At 63.6% G+C, this 15,148-nt stretch carries 15 protein-coding genes; 6 read left to right on the top strand and 9 right to left on the bottom strand.

The annotated features are described in order from the left end of the window. The coding region (locus EN781_RS07860) for an MFS transporter (protein ID WP_145965458.1) at nt 1-558 on the bottom strand (558 nt) is incomplete at its 3' end. 172 nt (nt 559-730) lie between these two features. Between EN781_RS07860 and EN781_RS07855 the strand changes: the two genes are divergently transcribed. Continuing rightward, complete coding sequence (locus EN781_RS07855; protein WP_126058205.1) at nt 731-1,708, top strand: AraC family transcriptional regulator; 978 nt, start codon at nt 731-733, stop codon at nt 1,706-1,708. Between the two features lie 105 nt (nt 1,709-1,813). Continuing rightward, nucleotides 1,814-2,245 (top strand): DUF4437 domain-containing protein, encoded by a 432-nt coding sequence (locus tag EN781_RS07850; RefSeq protein WP_126058204.1) that lies wholly within the window; start codon nt 1,814-1,816, stop codon nt 2,243-2,245. Nucleotides 2,246-2,298: 53 nt separating this feature from the next. On the opposite strand, the gene EN781_RS07845 is transcribed toward EN781_RS07850, so the two are convergent. From EN781_RS07845 to EN781_RS07815, 7 genes are all read right to left on the bottom strand, one after another. Then, nucleotides 2,299-3,381 (bottom strand): ABC transporter ATP-binding protein, encoded by a 1,083-nt coding sequence (locus tag EN781_RS07845; RefSeq protein ID WP_127399892.1) that lies wholly within the window; start codon nt 3,379-3,381, stop codon nt 2,299-2,301. Continuing rightward, nucleotides 3,381-4,487 (bottom strand): ABC transporter ATP-binding protein, encoded by a 1,107-nt coding sequence (locus EN781_RS07840; RefSeq protein WP_126058203.1) that lies wholly within the window; start codon nt 4,485-4,487, stop codon nt 3,381-3,383. The genes EN781_RS07845 and EN781_RS07840 overlap by 1 nt, the downstream gene beginning before the upstream one ends. Continuing rightward, a complete protein-coding gene (locus EN781_RS07835) occupies nt 4,484-4,705 on the bottom strand; it encodes a hypothetical protein (protein WP_126058202.1) in 222 nt (73 codons plus the stop codon). The genes EN781_RS07840 and EN781_RS07835 overlap by 4 nt, the downstream gene beginning before the upstream one ends. Further along, the gene (locus EN781_RS07830) at nt 4,702-5,658 is read right to left on the bottom strand and encodes a carbohydrate ABC transporter permease (protein WP_126058201.1); all 957 of its coding nucleotides are present in this window, start codon (nt 5,656-5,658) and stop codon (nt 4,702-4,704) included. Before EN781_RS07830 ends, EN781_RS07835 begins: the two co-directional genes overlap by 4 nt. Before the next feature lies 1 nt (nt 5,659). Continuing rightward, complete coding sequence (locus EN781_RS07825) at nt 5,660-6,565, bottom strand: sugar ABC transporter permease (RefSeq protein ID WP_126058200.1); 906 nt, start codon at nt 6,563-6,565, stop codon at nt 5,660-5,662. A 65-nt stretch (nt 6,566-6,630) separates the two neighbouring features. After that, on the bottom strand, nt 6,631-7,947 hold the full coding sequence (locus EN781_RS07820) for an extracellular solute-binding protein (RefSeq protein WP_126058199.1): 1,317 nt from the start codon (nt 7,945-7,947) through the stop codon (nt 6,631-6,633). A 360-nt stretch (nt 7,948-8,307) separates the two neighbouring features. After that, a complete protein-coding gene (locus tag EN781_RS07815) occupies nt 8,308-8,988 on the bottom strand; it encodes a TetR/AcrR family transcriptional regulator (RefSeq protein WP_126058198.1) in 681 nt (226 codons plus the stop codon). 103 nt (nt 8,989-9,091) lie between these two features. On the opposite strand from EN781_RS07815, the gene EN781_RS07810 reads away from it, so the two are divergent. The 3 genes from EN781_RS07810 to EN781_RS07800 are packed head-to-tail and all read left to right on the top strand — an operon-like array spanning nt 9,092 to nt 11,587. After that, nucleotides 9,092-10,288, top strand: coding sequence for a Tm-1-like ATP-binding domain-containing protein (locus tag EN781_RS07810; protein ID WP_126058197.1), 1,197 nt, complete (start codon nt 9,092-9,094; stop codon nt 10,286-10,288). Nucleotides 10,289-10,299: 11 nt separating this feature from the next. Further along, nucleotides 10,300-11,166 (top strand): phosphoenolpyruvate hydrolase family protein, encoded by an 867-nt coding sequence (locus EN781_RS07805; RefSeq protein ID WP_126058196.1) that lies wholly within the window; start codon nt 10,300-10,302, stop codon nt 11,164-11,166. Nucleotides 11,167-11,170: 4 nt separating this feature from the next. Beyond that, on the top strand, nt 11,171-11,587 hold the full coding sequence (locus EN781_RS07800; RefSeq protein ID WP_126058195.1) for a cupin domain-containing protein: 417 nt from the start codon (nt 11,171-11,173) through the stop codon (nt 11,585-11,587). A gap of 173 nt (nt 11,588-11,760) precedes the next feature. Here EN781_RS07800 and EN781_RS07795 read toward each other — a convergent pair whose 3' ends face one another. Continuing rightward, a complete protein-coding gene (locus EN781_RS07795) occupies nt 11,761-12,948 on the bottom strand; it encodes a Xaa-Pro peptidase family protein (protein ID WP_126058194.1) in 1,188 nt (395 codons plus the stop codon). 384 nt (nt 12,949-13,332) lie between these two features. Between EN781_RS07795 and EN781_RS07790 the strand changes: the two genes are divergently transcribed. Continuing rightward, nucleotides 13,333-14,943, top strand: a complete 1,611-nt coding sequence (locus tag EN781_RS07790; protein ID WP_126058193.1) for an ABC transporter substrate-binding protein — start codon at nt 13,333-13,335, stop codon at nt 14,941-14,943. The last annotated feature ends 205 nt before the right edge of the window (nt 14,944-15,148 follow it).

Here is a 15,148-nt window from a genome sequence, read left to right as displayed (position 1 = left end):
CATGAAGGCGGTGCGCCAGCCCCAGACATCGCCGACATAGGCGCCGACCGGCGCGGCGGTGACGGTGGCGACCGAAACGCCGGTGAGGATGATCGACATGGCGCGCGGCATCAGCCGCATCGGCACGAGCCTCAGCGCCATCGCCGCCGACATCGACCAGAAGCCGCCGAGCGCGACGCCGAGAACCACCCGGGCCAGAAGCAGCATGGTCAGCGAGGAAGCAAAGGCTGCGAGCAGATTGGAGACGATGAGCAGAACCGTCAGCATCCACATCACCAGCCGGCGGTCGAGCCGCTTGGTGACGATGGCCATGGTCGGCGCCGCGATCGCGCCGCCCACCGCCGTCGCCGTCACCGCTTGCCCGGCCGCGCCCTCGCTGACGCCGAGGTCCTGCGCCAGCCGCGTCAGCAGGCTGGCCGGCAGGAATTCCGCAGTCACAAGGCCGAACACCCCGAGCGCCAGCGACACCACCGCGCCCCAAGCAGGCTCTGATCGTTCTTGAGAGTCGGCGCTGTCTAGAACAGCGGCGTCGATGACGCCCGTGGTGGGTTCGGTCATGGCTAAATCTCCGATCTGTTTGCGCGCCACTTAGGAAATGACCGGCTCGGCCTCCACCCGTTACATGCTTCGCGGGCGCGCTCTGCCAGTCCGACTTGTTTGCGGCGCAACATTTGGCTGACATGCAACATAGGAAGTGACGCGATGGAGTTTCCATGCTAGAAACGCCGAAATGAATTACAATTCGTCCAGAACCGCACTGCCGGCTTCCGGCGATCCTTTGACCGACATGCTACGCGGCCTCCGCCTCGACGGCGTCGACTATGGTCGCTGCGTGCTGGGGGAACCCTGGGCGGTGTCCTTTCCCGCGCAGAAGGCGGCGCGCTTCCACTTCATCGGCCAGCAAGGCTGCTGGCTGTTCTCGCCGGCGAAGGAATGGATCGAGCTGTCGGTCGGCGACGCGCTGCTGATCCCGCGCGGCGACGAGCACGTTCTGGCCAGCGCGCCGGGCGTGCCTGCCGTGCCGATCGGCCGCTACAGCATCGAGCCGGTTTGCGAGAACATCTACGACGTCTCCAATGGCTGCGATGGCTGCAAGACCCTGCTGTTCTGCGGCAGCATGCATTTCAATCTCGACGGCTCGCATCCGCTGCTCGACATGATGCCGGACCTGATGCAGGCACGTAAGCTGATGGCGAACGCTCCGGGCATCCAGCACCTGCTCGATGCGATGGCCGGCGAGGTGACGATGGACCGGGTCGGCTCCGGCGGCATCCTGGCGCGCCTTGCCGATGTGCTGGCCGCCACCATCATCCGCTCCTGGGTGGAGAACGGCTGCGGCGATGCCACCGGATGGATCGCCGCCGTCCGCAGTCCGGATGTCGGCAAGGTGCTGGCCGCCATCCACCTGCAGCCGGACCGCGACTGGACGGTCGAGGCGCTGGCGCGGATGATGGGAGCCTCGCGTTCCGCCTTCGCCCAGCGCTTCGCCACCGTGGTCGGCGAGACGCCGGCCAAATATGTGCTCAGCGTTCGCATGCACCAGGCGCGGCAATGGCTGGCCCGCGACGGCATGCGGGTTTCGGTGGCCGCGACAAGGCTGGGCTATGATTCCGAGGCGTCCTTCAGCCGCGCCTTCAAGCGCGTCATGGGCGTGGCGCCGAGCCATCTGCGCAACACCGGCGACGGCGACGACAGCCCGGTCGCCTGAACGCGGGTCGGTTCCTGTCGCCTGGAGGAATTGCCAAGTGTTTTGGACGCAGCGTCATTCCCTGCCGGCGGGGGCAGCTTAAGCTGGCCGGCGGAGGAACCCGCCATGGTCAATCACCCAGCCTTGCTTGCGCTCGCCGCGCTCACCGTCTTTCCGGGGCGGGCATTCGCCCTCGAAGACAGCTACCTGCCGGCGAGCAAGATCCCTTATGCTGTCGAGGCGCCTGACCAGCCGCAGCGCCTCGGCCCGCTATGGGGCGAGCGTGCAAAGGGCCCGGCGGGAACCTTGCTCAAAGTTCCCGGCAACTGGCGCGCGCCTGTTCACGCGCATACCGCGGACTATCGCGCCGTGGTCATTCAGGGGCTGTGGGCGCACTGGCAGATGGATGGCGGCGAGGCGACCAAGGTCGCGTTGCCGCCAGGGTCCTACTGGACCCAGAAGGCCAATGAGATGCACGACGATGCCTGCCTCTCGGACACGGAGTGCGTGATCCTGCTGATCAACGACACGCCGTACGAGACCTATCTGCCGAGGTAGGGCAAAGGGGCCCGCGCGCCTGCCTGCCCCGGTAGCTTGAAGGGACCGTCCGCCTAGCTGGCGTGCCGCAGACTCACGCCGCTGCCCTTGTCGAACATCACCACCTTGTCCGGATTCCAGGCAAAGCGCACAGGCTGTTCGATCTCGACGGCAGTCCTTGCCGGCACAGTGGCTCTCAGCATCGCGTCGCCGACTCTCAGCGTCACGATCTTTTCGACGCCGTGGTTCTCGACGTCGTGGACGCGTGCCTCGACCGGCGCGCCGCTCTCCAGATAGACGTCCTCCGGACGGATGCCGAAGACGAGCGGGCGACCGTCGACCGCATTGCCGGCTCCTCCCCCTGAAAGCGGCAGTTCGAAATTCATCGGCGCCATCACTGCCCGGTTGTCGACCAGCTTGCCGTCGATAAGGTTCATCGGCGGCGAGCCGACGAAGCTCGCCACATAGGTGTCGCGCGGATTGTTGTAGATCTCCTGCGGCGTGCCGGTCTGGACGATGCGGCCATGATTGAGCACGCCGACCTTGTCACCCATCGACATCGCCTCGATCTGGTCGTGGGTGACGAAGAGGAAGGTGGCGCCGAGCTGCATCTGCAGGTTCTTCAGTTCGGTGCGCAGCGCCTCGCGCAATTTGGCGTCGAGCGCCGACAGCGGCTCGTCCATCAGGAACACGCGCGGCTTGCGCACGATGGCCCGGCCGATCGAGACGCGCTGCATCTCGCCGCCTGACAGCCGGTCGGTCTTGCGGTCGAGCAGATGCTCGATGCGGAGCGTGCGGGCGGCGCGCGCGACGCGATCCTTGATCTCGGCGTCCGGCAGACGGCGGATCTTCGGCTTCAGCGGGAATTCAAGGTTCTCGCGCACCGTGTAGCGCGGGTAGAGCGAATATTGCTGCAGCACCAGCGCCACGTCGCGCTCGGCCGCCCCCCAGTCGGCGACATCGACGCCGTCGATGAAGACCTGGCCTTCGGTCGGCTTCTCGAGCCCGGCAATCAGTCGCAGCGTCGTCGTCTTGCCGGCGCCGGTCTCGCCGAGCAGCACGAAGAACTCGCCGTCGGCGATTTCGAGGTCGAGGCCCGTCAGTGCGGTGTGATTGCCGAACGTCTTGGTGATGTTCTTGAGTTCGATATGGGCCATTACAGCCTTACTCCTAGCGACTTGCCGCTTGCCGTATCGAAGAAATGCGCCTGCTCCGGATCGATGCGGGCGTGGACCTTTTCGCCCGGTCCGGCGACGTAGCCGGCCTTGGTGCGGGCGCGCAGCATCTGGGAGCCGACCTTGAGATCGACGATGTCGAAGGAGCCAAGCGGTTCGATGATATGCGCCTCCACCGGCATGTAGCCCGGCGCAGCATCGCGCCGGACGAGCACGCCTTCCGGCCGGATACCCAGCGTCAGGCCGCCATTGGCTGCGTGGCCGTTGAGCTTCGACAAGAGCGCGCTCGGGAACTCGAAACCCGCGGGCGCATCGCCGACGGTGACCGAGGCGGCCGACGCCTTTTCGGAGACAGACGCTTCGGCGACGTTCATCACTGGACTGCCGACGAACTGGGCCACGAACAGGTTGGCGGGATGCGAATAGACCTCGTCCGGCGTGCCAACCTGCTGGATGAATCCTTCATGCATGATGACGATGCGGTCGGCCAGGCTCATCGCCTCGATCTGGTCGTGCGTGACGTAGATCGTGGTCGAACCCTGCTTGATGTGCAGCCGCTTGATCTCGGCCCGCATCTCCTCGCGCAGCTTGGCGTCGAGCGCGCCGATCGGTTCGTCCATCAGCATCGCCTTCGGGCGCCGCACCAGCGCCCGGCCGATCGCCACGCGCTGCATGTCGCCGCCGGATAGCGCCGACGGCCTCTTGCCGAGCAGGTCGGTGATCCGCAGAACCCGGGCGACCTCGCGAACCGACGTGTCGACCTCGCCGCTTCCCATGCGCGTTGCGCGCAACGGAAAGGCGATATTCTCGAACACCGTCATGTGCGGGTAGAGCGAAAACGACTGGAACACCATGGCGATGTCGCGGTCGGCAGCCTTGAGGTGCTGCACGGCCTTGCCGTCGATCAGGATGTCGCCCTGGTCGATCGTTTCGAGCCCCGCAATCGCACGCAGCGTCGTGGTCTTGCCGCAGCCCGACTGGCCAAGCAGCACGATAAACTCGTTGTCGGCGATGGCGAGGTTCAGATTGTGGATGACCTGAACGGCGCCGAAGAATTTCTCGATGCCGCGAAGTTCGATCTGCGTCACTGCCGTGCCCCCTCGTGCATCGCGGCGCCGGTTTCCTCCGGGCGCTCCGGCGCTATCTTTGACGTGATGTTGAAGCCGATCAGGCCGATCAGGATGATCGTCACGCCATAGGAATGCAGGCCGAGGCTCCATGGCTGGCAGAGCGCAATGATGCCCAGCACCATGAGAATCTGCGAGGCCGGCAACAGGTATTTCTGGTTGACCGCGCGAAAACTCATTTGCGGATCGCTCCGAAGGTGACGCCGCGAAGCAGGTGGTTGCGCAACAGGAAGGTGAAGATTGCGACCGGCAGCAGGAACAGGAAGGTGCCCGCGGCGATCGTGGTCCAGTCCGGCAGGCCCGAGCCAATCTGGCTGGGGATGAAGGGCGGCGCCGTCTGGGCGCGTCGGTTGGTCATGATCAGCGCAAAGGCGTACTCGTTCCAGGCTGTGATGAAGCAGAACACCGCGGTGGCAGCGATACCGGTCGCCGCTTCCGGCAGCACGATCTTGAAGAAGGCCTGCATGCGGGTGTAGCCGTCGACCAGCGCCGCCTCCTCGTATTCCTTCGGGATCTCGTCCATGAAGCCCTTCATCAGCCAGACTGAGAAGGACAGGTTGAAGGCGACGTAGAGGATGATCAGGCCGATATGCGAGTCGTTGAGGCCGACCATCCGGTACATCAGGAACATCGGGATCGCCACGACCACCGGCGGCAGCATGCGTGTTGACAGGATGAAGAAGAGAAGGTCCGCCTCGCCTGCGATCTTGAAGCGCGAGAAGCCGTAGGCGGTGAAGGTCCCCATGCCGACGGCGAGCACCGTGCTGATGACCGCCACGATCAGGCTGTTCATGAACCGGTTGGGATACTGCGAAAGCTGCACGTCCTTGCCAACCTTCAGCACCCGCTCGCCGCCGTCATAGATGCGCTTCTCCCACCAGGGCGCGGCCTCGTAGACTTGCGGGTCGACAGGCTTCTGCATCTGCACGCGCTTGGTGAACAGACGGATGAAGGGGGTGACTTCCGGCTGGAAAAGGACGGTGGGCGGCACGCTGACCGCCAACTCCTTCGGCTTGAACGCAGTGGAGGCGATCCAGTAGATCGGCGCGAGGAAGATCAGCGTCGCGATAAGCACCGCAACGATTGCCGCGCGGTTGAGGGCAATCTCGGAAGAAGTGCGGACGGCGGCCATCTCAGCGCTCCTTCACCTTGTTGAGGTACTTCACGTAGAGGTTGGTGATGGCCAGCACCATGATCAGCACGATGTAGGCCAGCGCGCAGGACTTGCCGGTATCCCATTGCTGGAACGCCTGCTTGTAGAGCCGGATCGCAATCAGTTCGGCGGTCGGCTGGGTCGTCATCGTGTAGGCGATGTCGAAGGTCTTGAAGGCTTCCATGGTGCGGAAGATCAGCGCGATCAAAAGAATCGGCGAGACCAGCGGCAAGGTGATGCGGGTGAAGGTGTACCACCAACCGGCGCGGTCGATCGCCGCGGCCTCGTAGAGGTGCTGCGGCACGGCCGACAGGCCGGCGAGCGAAAGCAGCATGACGAAGGGCGACCACATCCAGATATCGGTGATCGCGACGGCGTAGAGCGCGCTGTCGGGGTTGGACAGCCAGGCGAAGTCGCCCAGGCCGAAGACGTAGTTGATCGGGCCCCATGACGGGCTGTAGAGCAGTTGCCAGAACAGGCCGACGACAGCTGCCGACATCATCATCGGCAATAGCAGCAGCGTGGTGATGAGGCCCTTCATCGGAAAGCTGCGGTTGAGCAGCAGCGCGAGGCCGAAGCCAACGATCATCTGGCCGGCCACCGAAACGATGACGTATTTCGCCGTGATGATGAAATTCGACCAGATGTGATCGTCGCTAAGCAGCTCACGGTAATTCTGCAAGCCGACGAACTGCCAAGGCTCGCTCCGGTTCGCCGCGAAGTTCGTGAAGGAATAGCCCAGCGAATAGATCAGCGGGAAGATGTTGAAAACGATCAGGAACACCAGCGTCGGGATGATGAACAGGTTGCGGATGGTCAGATCCGACCAGCCGCGCGCTGCGGCCCTTGAGGCAGGATCGAGATGTGTGAGGGCTACCGAAGCCAACGAGCGTCTCCCTGAAACAGGAATGCCGGAGGGGAAACCCTCCTCCGGCATTCTGAATGTGATGCTTATTTGTAGCGATTGTACTTGGTGAACGTCGCCTTCCATTCGGCGGCGGTCTTGTCGAGCGCTTCCTGGGCGGTGCCTTTCCCGCCGACCACGAACGGATAGATGTTCTGGTTCAGCTGATCTAGCACCTCGGCGTATTCCGGCGTCGCCCAGAAGTCCTTGACCATGAACATCGTGTCATAGAACGCCTTGTTGTAAGGCGTAGCGTTCTGGAACGCTTCCGATTTCAGCACGGCCTGGCTGCAGGTGTAGCCGCCAAGGTCCGCCCACTTCTTCTGGGTCTCGTCCTTGATGAACCACTCCAGGAACTTCGTCGCCTCTTCCTGGTTCTTCGAGTACGAGACGATGGAAATTCCCTGGCCGCCGAGAGCGGCGAAGCGCTTGCCGTCCGGGCCGGCCGGATTGGCGAAGAAGCCGGTCACGTCGGCGTACGGGTTGGTGGCCTTGTTTACCAGCGGCGGGAAGAAGGCGAAGAAATTCATGCTCATCGCGGCGAGGCCGCCGGTGATCGCCTGGTTGTCTTCCACGAAGAAGGTCTTGCCCCAACCGGGAGGCGTGAACTTGTAGAGTTCCTTGTACATGTCGAGGCCGGCGGCGGCCTCTTTCGAATTGGTGATGCCGTCGACCTTGTAAGTTGCGTAGTCGCCGAGGTCGCCGCCATAGCTGAAGATAGCGCTTTCGACGCCCATCGCCATCGCGTCATAGGAATTGTCGGTGTAGATGGCGACGCCGTACCGCTTCTGGTCCGGACGGTGGAAGAACTCGGCGATGTCGCGCAGCTGCGCATAGGTCTTCGGCACGTCGAGGTCGTAGTTGTACTTCGCCTTGAAGGCTTCCTTCTCCTTCGGATCCTCGAACCAGTCCTTGCGATAGGACCAGCCGATCGCATCGCCTTCAAGCGGGATCGCCCAGTATTTTCCGGAACCGCCAGGGTATTCGGCATAATACTTTACAGTAGCGGGCGCCATCACATCGCCAAGCTTGTGCTTGTTGAAGAAGTCCGTCAGGTCGACATAGTGGCCTTGCGTCGAACCGGCACCAAGCCATTGCGAGTCGCCGACCACCATGTCGTAGGCGTCGCCATGCGCGTTGAACTCGGTAAAGGCCTTGGTCTGGAAATCTGGCCATGGCGTCGTCTGTACGGTGACCTTCACCCCGGTCTCGGCCGTGTAGTCGTTGACGAGTTCCTGCAGATAGTTTGCCGGATCCCATTCCGCCCAGAAGATGGTGAGTTCCTTGTCCTGCGCGTAAGAAGACGTTCCACAGGCGAGCACTAAGCCGATACCAGCAATGACGCTGGTCACTATCTTGCGCATAATGTTTCCTCCCTTGTGCGCATTCTACCGTGTCATGCGAGCCGGCGGCGAGGCCGGCCCTGGTAGTTCCTCCAGTGATGGCACTCTTCCGGTTTGGGCGCCTCCCCGCCCGGCGGAAAAATGGATCGCAGCCCTCACTTTCGATCCGCGTTGTCAGCCTTAATCTGGTATTACCAATTCTAAAGGGACGTCAAGCCCTTTCTTGAGCGATCAGGAACGGTCAGGCAAGCCATTTGCAGCGGTATCTGCCTGTTTTACCTTAATTTTCCTACTCCTTGATACGCGCGGGCCTTGTTTCGATCATCTCATCGGGACTATTATGCATAACTGACTTCGCGATCTGGTCCAACCAGATTTGTGTTATTTTGCGGTTGCCGCCGATGTGGCGTCGCCTTCCGATTCCGCCACGGCCGCCCGCACCAGCGCGCCCGCCGCCCACTGCGCGACCGCCATCATGCGACGACTGTCCAGGCCCCATATGTCCTTCAATACAATCAGCACCTCGACGCCGAACATCAGCGACAGCGCCTGCGCCAGACGCTTGAACTCGCGCGGCGGCAAACGGCCCTTGAGCGGCGCTAACGCATCCTTCAGGAGGTCGATGCGATGCCCGCGCGTGAAGGCCGGCTCATTGCCCAGCGTGCCTGCCTGGCGCCTGGCCCACTGATCCAGCGACAGTTTCAGCGCCGCCTTGAACGTCGCCTCGAAAGCCTCGATACGCGGCATCGCGGTGGCGTAGAGTTCGGCGACCCTGCGCTCCGGATCGTCCGACGCCGAGCGCCAGGTGAGGATAGGGCCGAGCCCCTCATCGACCACTGCCTGCACCAGTGCTGCCTGGCTCGGGAAATATCGATAGGCGGTTGCGCGCGACACTTCGGCCGCCTCGGCGACCTCGCTCACGGAAGGTGTGGCGCCGCCCTGCATCAGCCTGGTGGCCGTCTCCAGCATCAGCCGCCTGGTGCGGGCGCGCGCGCCACGCTCGGCCGCTCGGCCCTCACCGGTGTCGTCGTTCGGCGCGGCTTGTTGACGTGAGACATCCATGTCAATACGATACGCGCGTCTCAAAAAATTGCAATGGTCTTGGTGACCGGGCAACGAGTGGCGGCGGGCGGCGCCCAGACATGCCAGGGAACGGGGGAACGCGATGAAGCGCATCTACGTGGTGGGCACCGCCGACACCAAGGGCGAGGAGCTTGCCTTCCTGGCGGACGCGATCGCCGCCACCGGCGCTACCGTGACCCGCGTCGACGTCGGAACGCGCGCTACCACCGTGCCGGTCGATGTGTCAGCCGAAGAGGTAGCCGCCCATCACCCCGAGGGCCGCGACGCCGTGCTCGGCAACGACGACCGCGGCAGGTCGGTCGCAGCGATGGCCTTCGCCCTCGCCCGCTTCGTCCAGTCGCGCGGCGACATATCCGGCATGATCGGTATCGGCGGCGGCGGCGGCACCTCGATCGTCACATCGGCCATGCGCACACTGCCGCTCGGCCTGCCCAAGGTCATGGTCTCGACGCTCGCCTCCGGGGACACCGCACCCTATGTCGACGTCTCCGACATTGTCATGATGCCATCGGTGACCGACATGGCGGGCCTCAACCGCCTGTCGCGCATCGTGCTGCACAATGCCGCCCAGGCGATCTCGGGCATGGTGGGGAACCCGGCCCCATCCGCCGACGGCAAACCGTCGCTTGGGCTTACCATGTTCGGTGTCACCACCCCATGCGTGACGGCCATCGCCGACCATCTGCGCGCCAACTATGACTGCATGGTTTTCCACGCCACCGGCACCGGCGGCCGCACGATGGAGAAGCTCGCCGACTCGGGCTTGCTCGCCGGCATCATCGACATAACCACGACGGAGGTCTGCGACCTGCTGTTCGGCGGCGTGCTGCCGGCGACGCAGGATCGCTTCGGCGCCGCCGCTCGCACGAAACTTCCCTATGTCGGCTCGGCCGGCGCGCTCGACATGGTCAACTTCTGGGCGCCGCCGACCATTCCGGAGCATTATCGCGGACGCCTGCTCTACGAACACAATTCCAACGTGACGCTGATGCGCACGACGCCGGACGAATGCCGCAAGATCGGCGAATGGATCGGCGAAAAGCTGAGCCGCTGCGAGGGTCCGGTCCGCTTCCTTATCCCCGAAAAGGGCGTCTCGGCGCTCGACATCGACGGCGGCGCCTTCTTCGATCCGGAAGCGGATGCCGCGCTGTTCGAGGCCATCGAACGCACGATCCGTCCGACGGCAACACGCATCGTGACGCGCTTGCCGCTGCACATCAACGATCCCGAATTCGCCAGGGCCGCGACCGCGGCCTTCCTCGATATCGTCAAGAAGTGAGACCCGGACGCATGGCCGCAATTTCGCGCAAGACAATACTGGAGAAGTTCCGCAAGATGCTCGCCGATGGCGTGCCGATCGTCGGCGGCGGCGCCGGCACCGGCCTGTCGGCCAAGGCCGAGGAAGCCGGCGGCATCGACCTCATCATCATCTACAATTCCGGCCGCTACCGCATGGCCGGGCGCGGCTCGGCGGCCGGCCTGCTCGCCTATGGCAACGCCAACGAGATCGTCAAGGAGATGGCCTATGAGGTGCTGCCCGTGGTCAAGAAGACGCCGGTTCTGGCCGGCGTCAACGGTACCGATCCCTTCGTCATCATGCCGCTGTTCCTGGCCGAATTGAAGACGATGGGCTTTTCCGGTGTGCAGAACTTTCCCACCATCGGCCTGTTCGACGGCACCATGCGGCAGAGCTTCGAGGAAACCGGCATGGGTTTTGGGCTCGAGGTCGACATGATCGCCGAGGCGCACAAGCTCGACCTCCTGACCACGCCCTATGTCTTCAACCCCGACGAGGCGCGCGCCATGACAAAGGCCGGCGCCGACATCATTGTTGCCCATATGGGCGTGACGACCGGCGGCTCGATCGGCGCCACGTCGGCGAAGTCGCTCGACCACTGCGTGAAGGAGATCGACGCTATCGCCGACGCCGCGCGCTCGGTGCGCAAGGACGTCATCCTGCTTTGCCATGGCGGGCCGATCTCGATGCCGGACGATGCCCGCTACATCCTCGAGCGCTGCGAAGGGCTGCATGGCTTCTATGGCGCGAGCTCGATGGAACGGCTGCCGGCGGAGGCCGCAATCGCCAAACAGACGGCGGATTTCAAGGCGGTCGCGATCGGCCGCGGCAAGGCGACCATCAAGAAAAAGAAGGGATGAGACGATGACCGACAAGAGCAAGATGTTCGTGTATCCGAAGGACGTCAGCGCCTTTGGCTTCGACTGGGGCAGGCTGGCCCTGACGGTCGCGCCCGAAGTGAATGGTGCGGAGCGTTTTTCCGGCGGCGTCGTCGACCTGCCCTCCGGCAAGGGCCACACCCGCCACAACCATCCCGGCGCCGAAGAAATCATCTTCGTCATCTCCGGCCATGGCGAGCAGATGGTCGAGGACGAGGACGGCAATCCGGTGGTCGCGAAAGTCGGCCCCGGCTGCACAGTCTATGTGCCCGAGAGCCGCTTCCATTCGACGCTCAACACCGGCGACCAGCCGATGCAGCTCTTCGTCGTCTATTCGCCGGCCGGCCCGGAACTGGCGCTGCGCGACCTGCCGGATTTCAGGGTGCTGCCGGCAGGGGAGTGAACCTTCGAGGCTGGCGCCGCCCCTCATTGTCCTGCCGGACATTTCTCCCCGTAGAACGGGGAGAAAGACGCCTTCATCAACGATTTCGCAAATCGCCGAAGCTGCCTTCTTCTCCCCGTTCTACGGGGAGAAGGTGCCGGCAGGCGGATGAGGGGCGGCGCCGACTTTCGGCCTTATGAAATCCCGCCCCTGTTCCATCCCCTGGCCCGGTCGCCGAACATCGCGTAGCCATTATCCGTCACCGCGACAGTATCCTCCAACTTGATGAAGCCGCGTGTCGGGTGAAGCATGGTCGTCTCGACCGACAGCACCATGTTCTTTTCCAGCGGCTTCCCGGCATAGGTGCCTTCATAGGTGACCGGATGGTTGGTCATCAGGAAGGGCGCTTCATGCGTGATGAGCCCCATGCCGTGGGCGAAGAAATCCGTGTAAGGCGAGACCTTCGAGGCCTTCAGCACGCCCTCCGCATGGGCGATCATATCGCCACCGAGCGTGCCCGCCCTGACCTTCGAAAACGCCGCCTGCTGCACGACGTCCACCTCAGCCAGCAGATCCTCCAGCTCTGCGTCCGGCTCGCCGAGAATCCCCATGCGGCAGAGGTCGCCGATATAGCCGTGGTAGTTGCCGCCGGAATCGATCGACAACACCTCGCCCTGCTTCCACGCTTGCGGCGAGGCCGCGCGGTTGTGACTGGAGCCCAGGGTCAGCAGGCAATATTCGAAATGCGCGCCGCGATTGGTCTCCTCGCGCCTCAGCTGCTCGATGATCTCGGTCTTGGTCGTGCCTTCGCGCGCCCATTGGATGGTCGCCAGCATCGAATCGGTGATCAGCTCGGAGGCGACACGCAGCCTCTCGAGCTCGGCGTCGGTCTTGATGGCGCGCATGCGCTCCAGCATGCCGGTCGCATCGATCAGCTTCGCATCCGGCAGCGCCTTGCGAACCAGCGTGTAGGCATCCGACGGCAGGAAGGCCGGCTCGATGCCGATGCGCGCCTCGCCCTTGCCGATCTTCTGCACATGCTCAACGGCGAGATTGGCGGCATCCAGTGTGCCCCAGCAGGCGGCGTGCAAGGTCGGTGTCCAGAACGGGTTGTTCTGGTGCTCGGCGCCCTCCATACGGTTGCCGATATAGGCAGCGCGGTCTGGCCCACCCTTCTCGTAGACAACGATCGGCAGGTAGCGGCTGTGGCCGATCGCATCCATGGCGGCGAAGAAGATGAACTTGTAGCCGCCGAGCAGATATTGCGTGTTGTGCTTGGAGGTGGCGAGCAGCACGTCGATGCCGGCTTCCTCCATCAGCCCGTCCAGCCTGGCCTGGTCGAATGGAATGGCGACCGCATTCTTGCCCGGGGCGATGTTCATTTTTTCTCTCCCTGAATGTGCTGGCCGATCGGGCCGGCTCGCCGGCTGGTTTTGTGGCTGATCATTTGGCTGTCGGCTAAATCTGCATCACTTTGGCTACTCTGGTCCAGCCAGAAATCAGCTTCCGGCCGTCATCGATTGTCACAATGCCGCGTTCTCGCGCGTCAATAGCAACATCTGGTCCTACCAGATTGTTCGACTGAACCGCTTGCCTAACGACTGGTCCAGCGGACGGAAATTTCAAAGCCACGCCAGAATGCGCCAAATCCGTCTCTGGCGAAACCCTTGGCGAGGCTCATAATCGCTGCCGCAACGACGCTCGTGGACAAGCTGGCGTCAAGGGATTGGCGCCCGAGCGGGTGGCGCGGAGGACGGAGGTCGATCATGTCAGCTCTCACCATTTCCAGGCGCACCGTGCTTGCCGGCTCGGCGGCGCTGCTCGCCTCCACCGCGCTGCCGGTGATCGGCCGCGCGCAGACGCCGAAGAAGGGCGGCCGGCTGGTCGTAGCCGCCGACTCCGAGCCGCGCAACCTCAACCCGGCGATCGTCGCCTCCAACGGCGTTTTCTTCATTTCCAGCAAGGTGGTGGAAACGCTGGCCGAATCCTCCTTCGACGGCAAGGACGGGCTCCAGCCGCGCCTGGCACTTTCATGGGAAGGCGCCGCCGATGGCCTCTCGGTGACGTTCAAGCTGCGCGACGGCGTCAAGTGGCATGACGGCAAACCATTCACCTCCGCCGACGTCGCCTTCTCGGCGCTGCAGGTATGGAAGCCGCTGCAGAATCTCGGCCGCACAGTGTTCAAGGACCTGACGGCGGTCGAAACGCCGGACGAGTTGACCGCCATCTTCAAATTCGCCAAGCCGACGCCGTTCCAGCTGATCCGCAATGCCCTGCCGGCGCTTTCGAGCGTCGTGCCGAAGCATGTCTATGAGAGCGGCAAGATCGAGGAGAACCCGGCCAACAACGCGCCGGTCGGCACCGGCCCGTACAAATTCGCCGAATACAAGGCCGGCCAGTACTACCGGCTGGCGAAGAACGCCGACTATTGGGGCAAGGGCGAGCCCTATCTCGATGAGATCGTCTACCAGGTGCTGCCGGACCGCACGTCGGCGGCCGCGGCGCTCGAGGCGGAAGAAATCCAGCTCGCCGCCTTTTCCGCAGTGCCGCTCGCCGACCTCGACCGCATCTCCAAGGTGCCTGGCCTGAAGGTGATCACCAAGGGCTATGAAGGCCTGACCTACCAGCTCGTCGTCGAGATCAACCACCGCCGCAAGGAGCTGGCCGATCTGAAAGTGCGCCAGGCGATCGCGCATGCCATCGACAAGGACTTCGTCGTCAAGACGATCTTCCTCGGCTACGCCGCCACCGCGACCGGCCCGGTGCCGAAGAACGATCCGCAGTTCTACACCGCCGACGTGCCGACCTATGCATTCGACGTCGCCAAGGCCAATGCGCTTCTCGACGAGGCCGGCTACAAGAAAGGCCCCGACGGCAACCGCTTCTCGCTGAAGCTCCTGCCGGCGCCTTACTTCAACGAGACCAAGCAGTTCGGCGACTATCTGCGCCAGGCGCTCGCCGCCGTCGGTATCGACGCCGAACTGGTCAACAACGACTCTCCCGCCCACATCAAGGCCGTCTACACTGACCATGCCTTCGACCTCGCCGTCGGCCCGCCGGTGTTCCGCGGCGACCCGGCGATCTCGACCACCATTCTCGTACAGAGCGGCATCCCGGATGGCGTGCCCTTCTCCAACCAGGGCGGCTACAGGAACGTGGAACTGGATGCGCTGATCGCCAAGGCGTCGGAGACGCTCGATACCGCCGCCCGCACCGAGCTCTACAAGGAATTCCAGAAGAAGGTCGCGGCGGATCTCCCGCTGATCAACGTCGCAGAATGGAGCTTCATCAGCGTCGCCCGCGATACGGTCGGCAACATCGCCAACAACCCGCGCTGGGCGGTGTCGAACTGGGCGGACACTTATCTGGAATCGTGACACATTTGCGCGGATGAGAATTCGCGAAATTATCGTAGGCGTTGAGTTCTACGAGGGCCCCCTCTGTCCTGCCGGACATCTCCCCGGAGATCAGCAGCTTGTCTGTCTCGCCAATTCTGAAACGTTGAAGATTGGCGAAGGCAGAGGCGACAGCCAATCTCCCCCCTTGAGGGGGAGATGTCCGGCAGGACAGAGGGAGGTGCTC

The organism is Mesorhizobium sp. M4A.F.Ca.ET.090.04.2.1 (assembly GCF_003999085.1).
Taxonomy (GTDB): domain Bacteria; phylum Pseudomonadota; class Alphaproteobacteria; order Rhizobiales; family Rhizobiaceae; genus Mesorhizobium.
The sequence above is the reverse complement of the archived record's forward strand: the minus strand, read 5'-3'. Positions and strand labels throughout refer to the sequence as shown.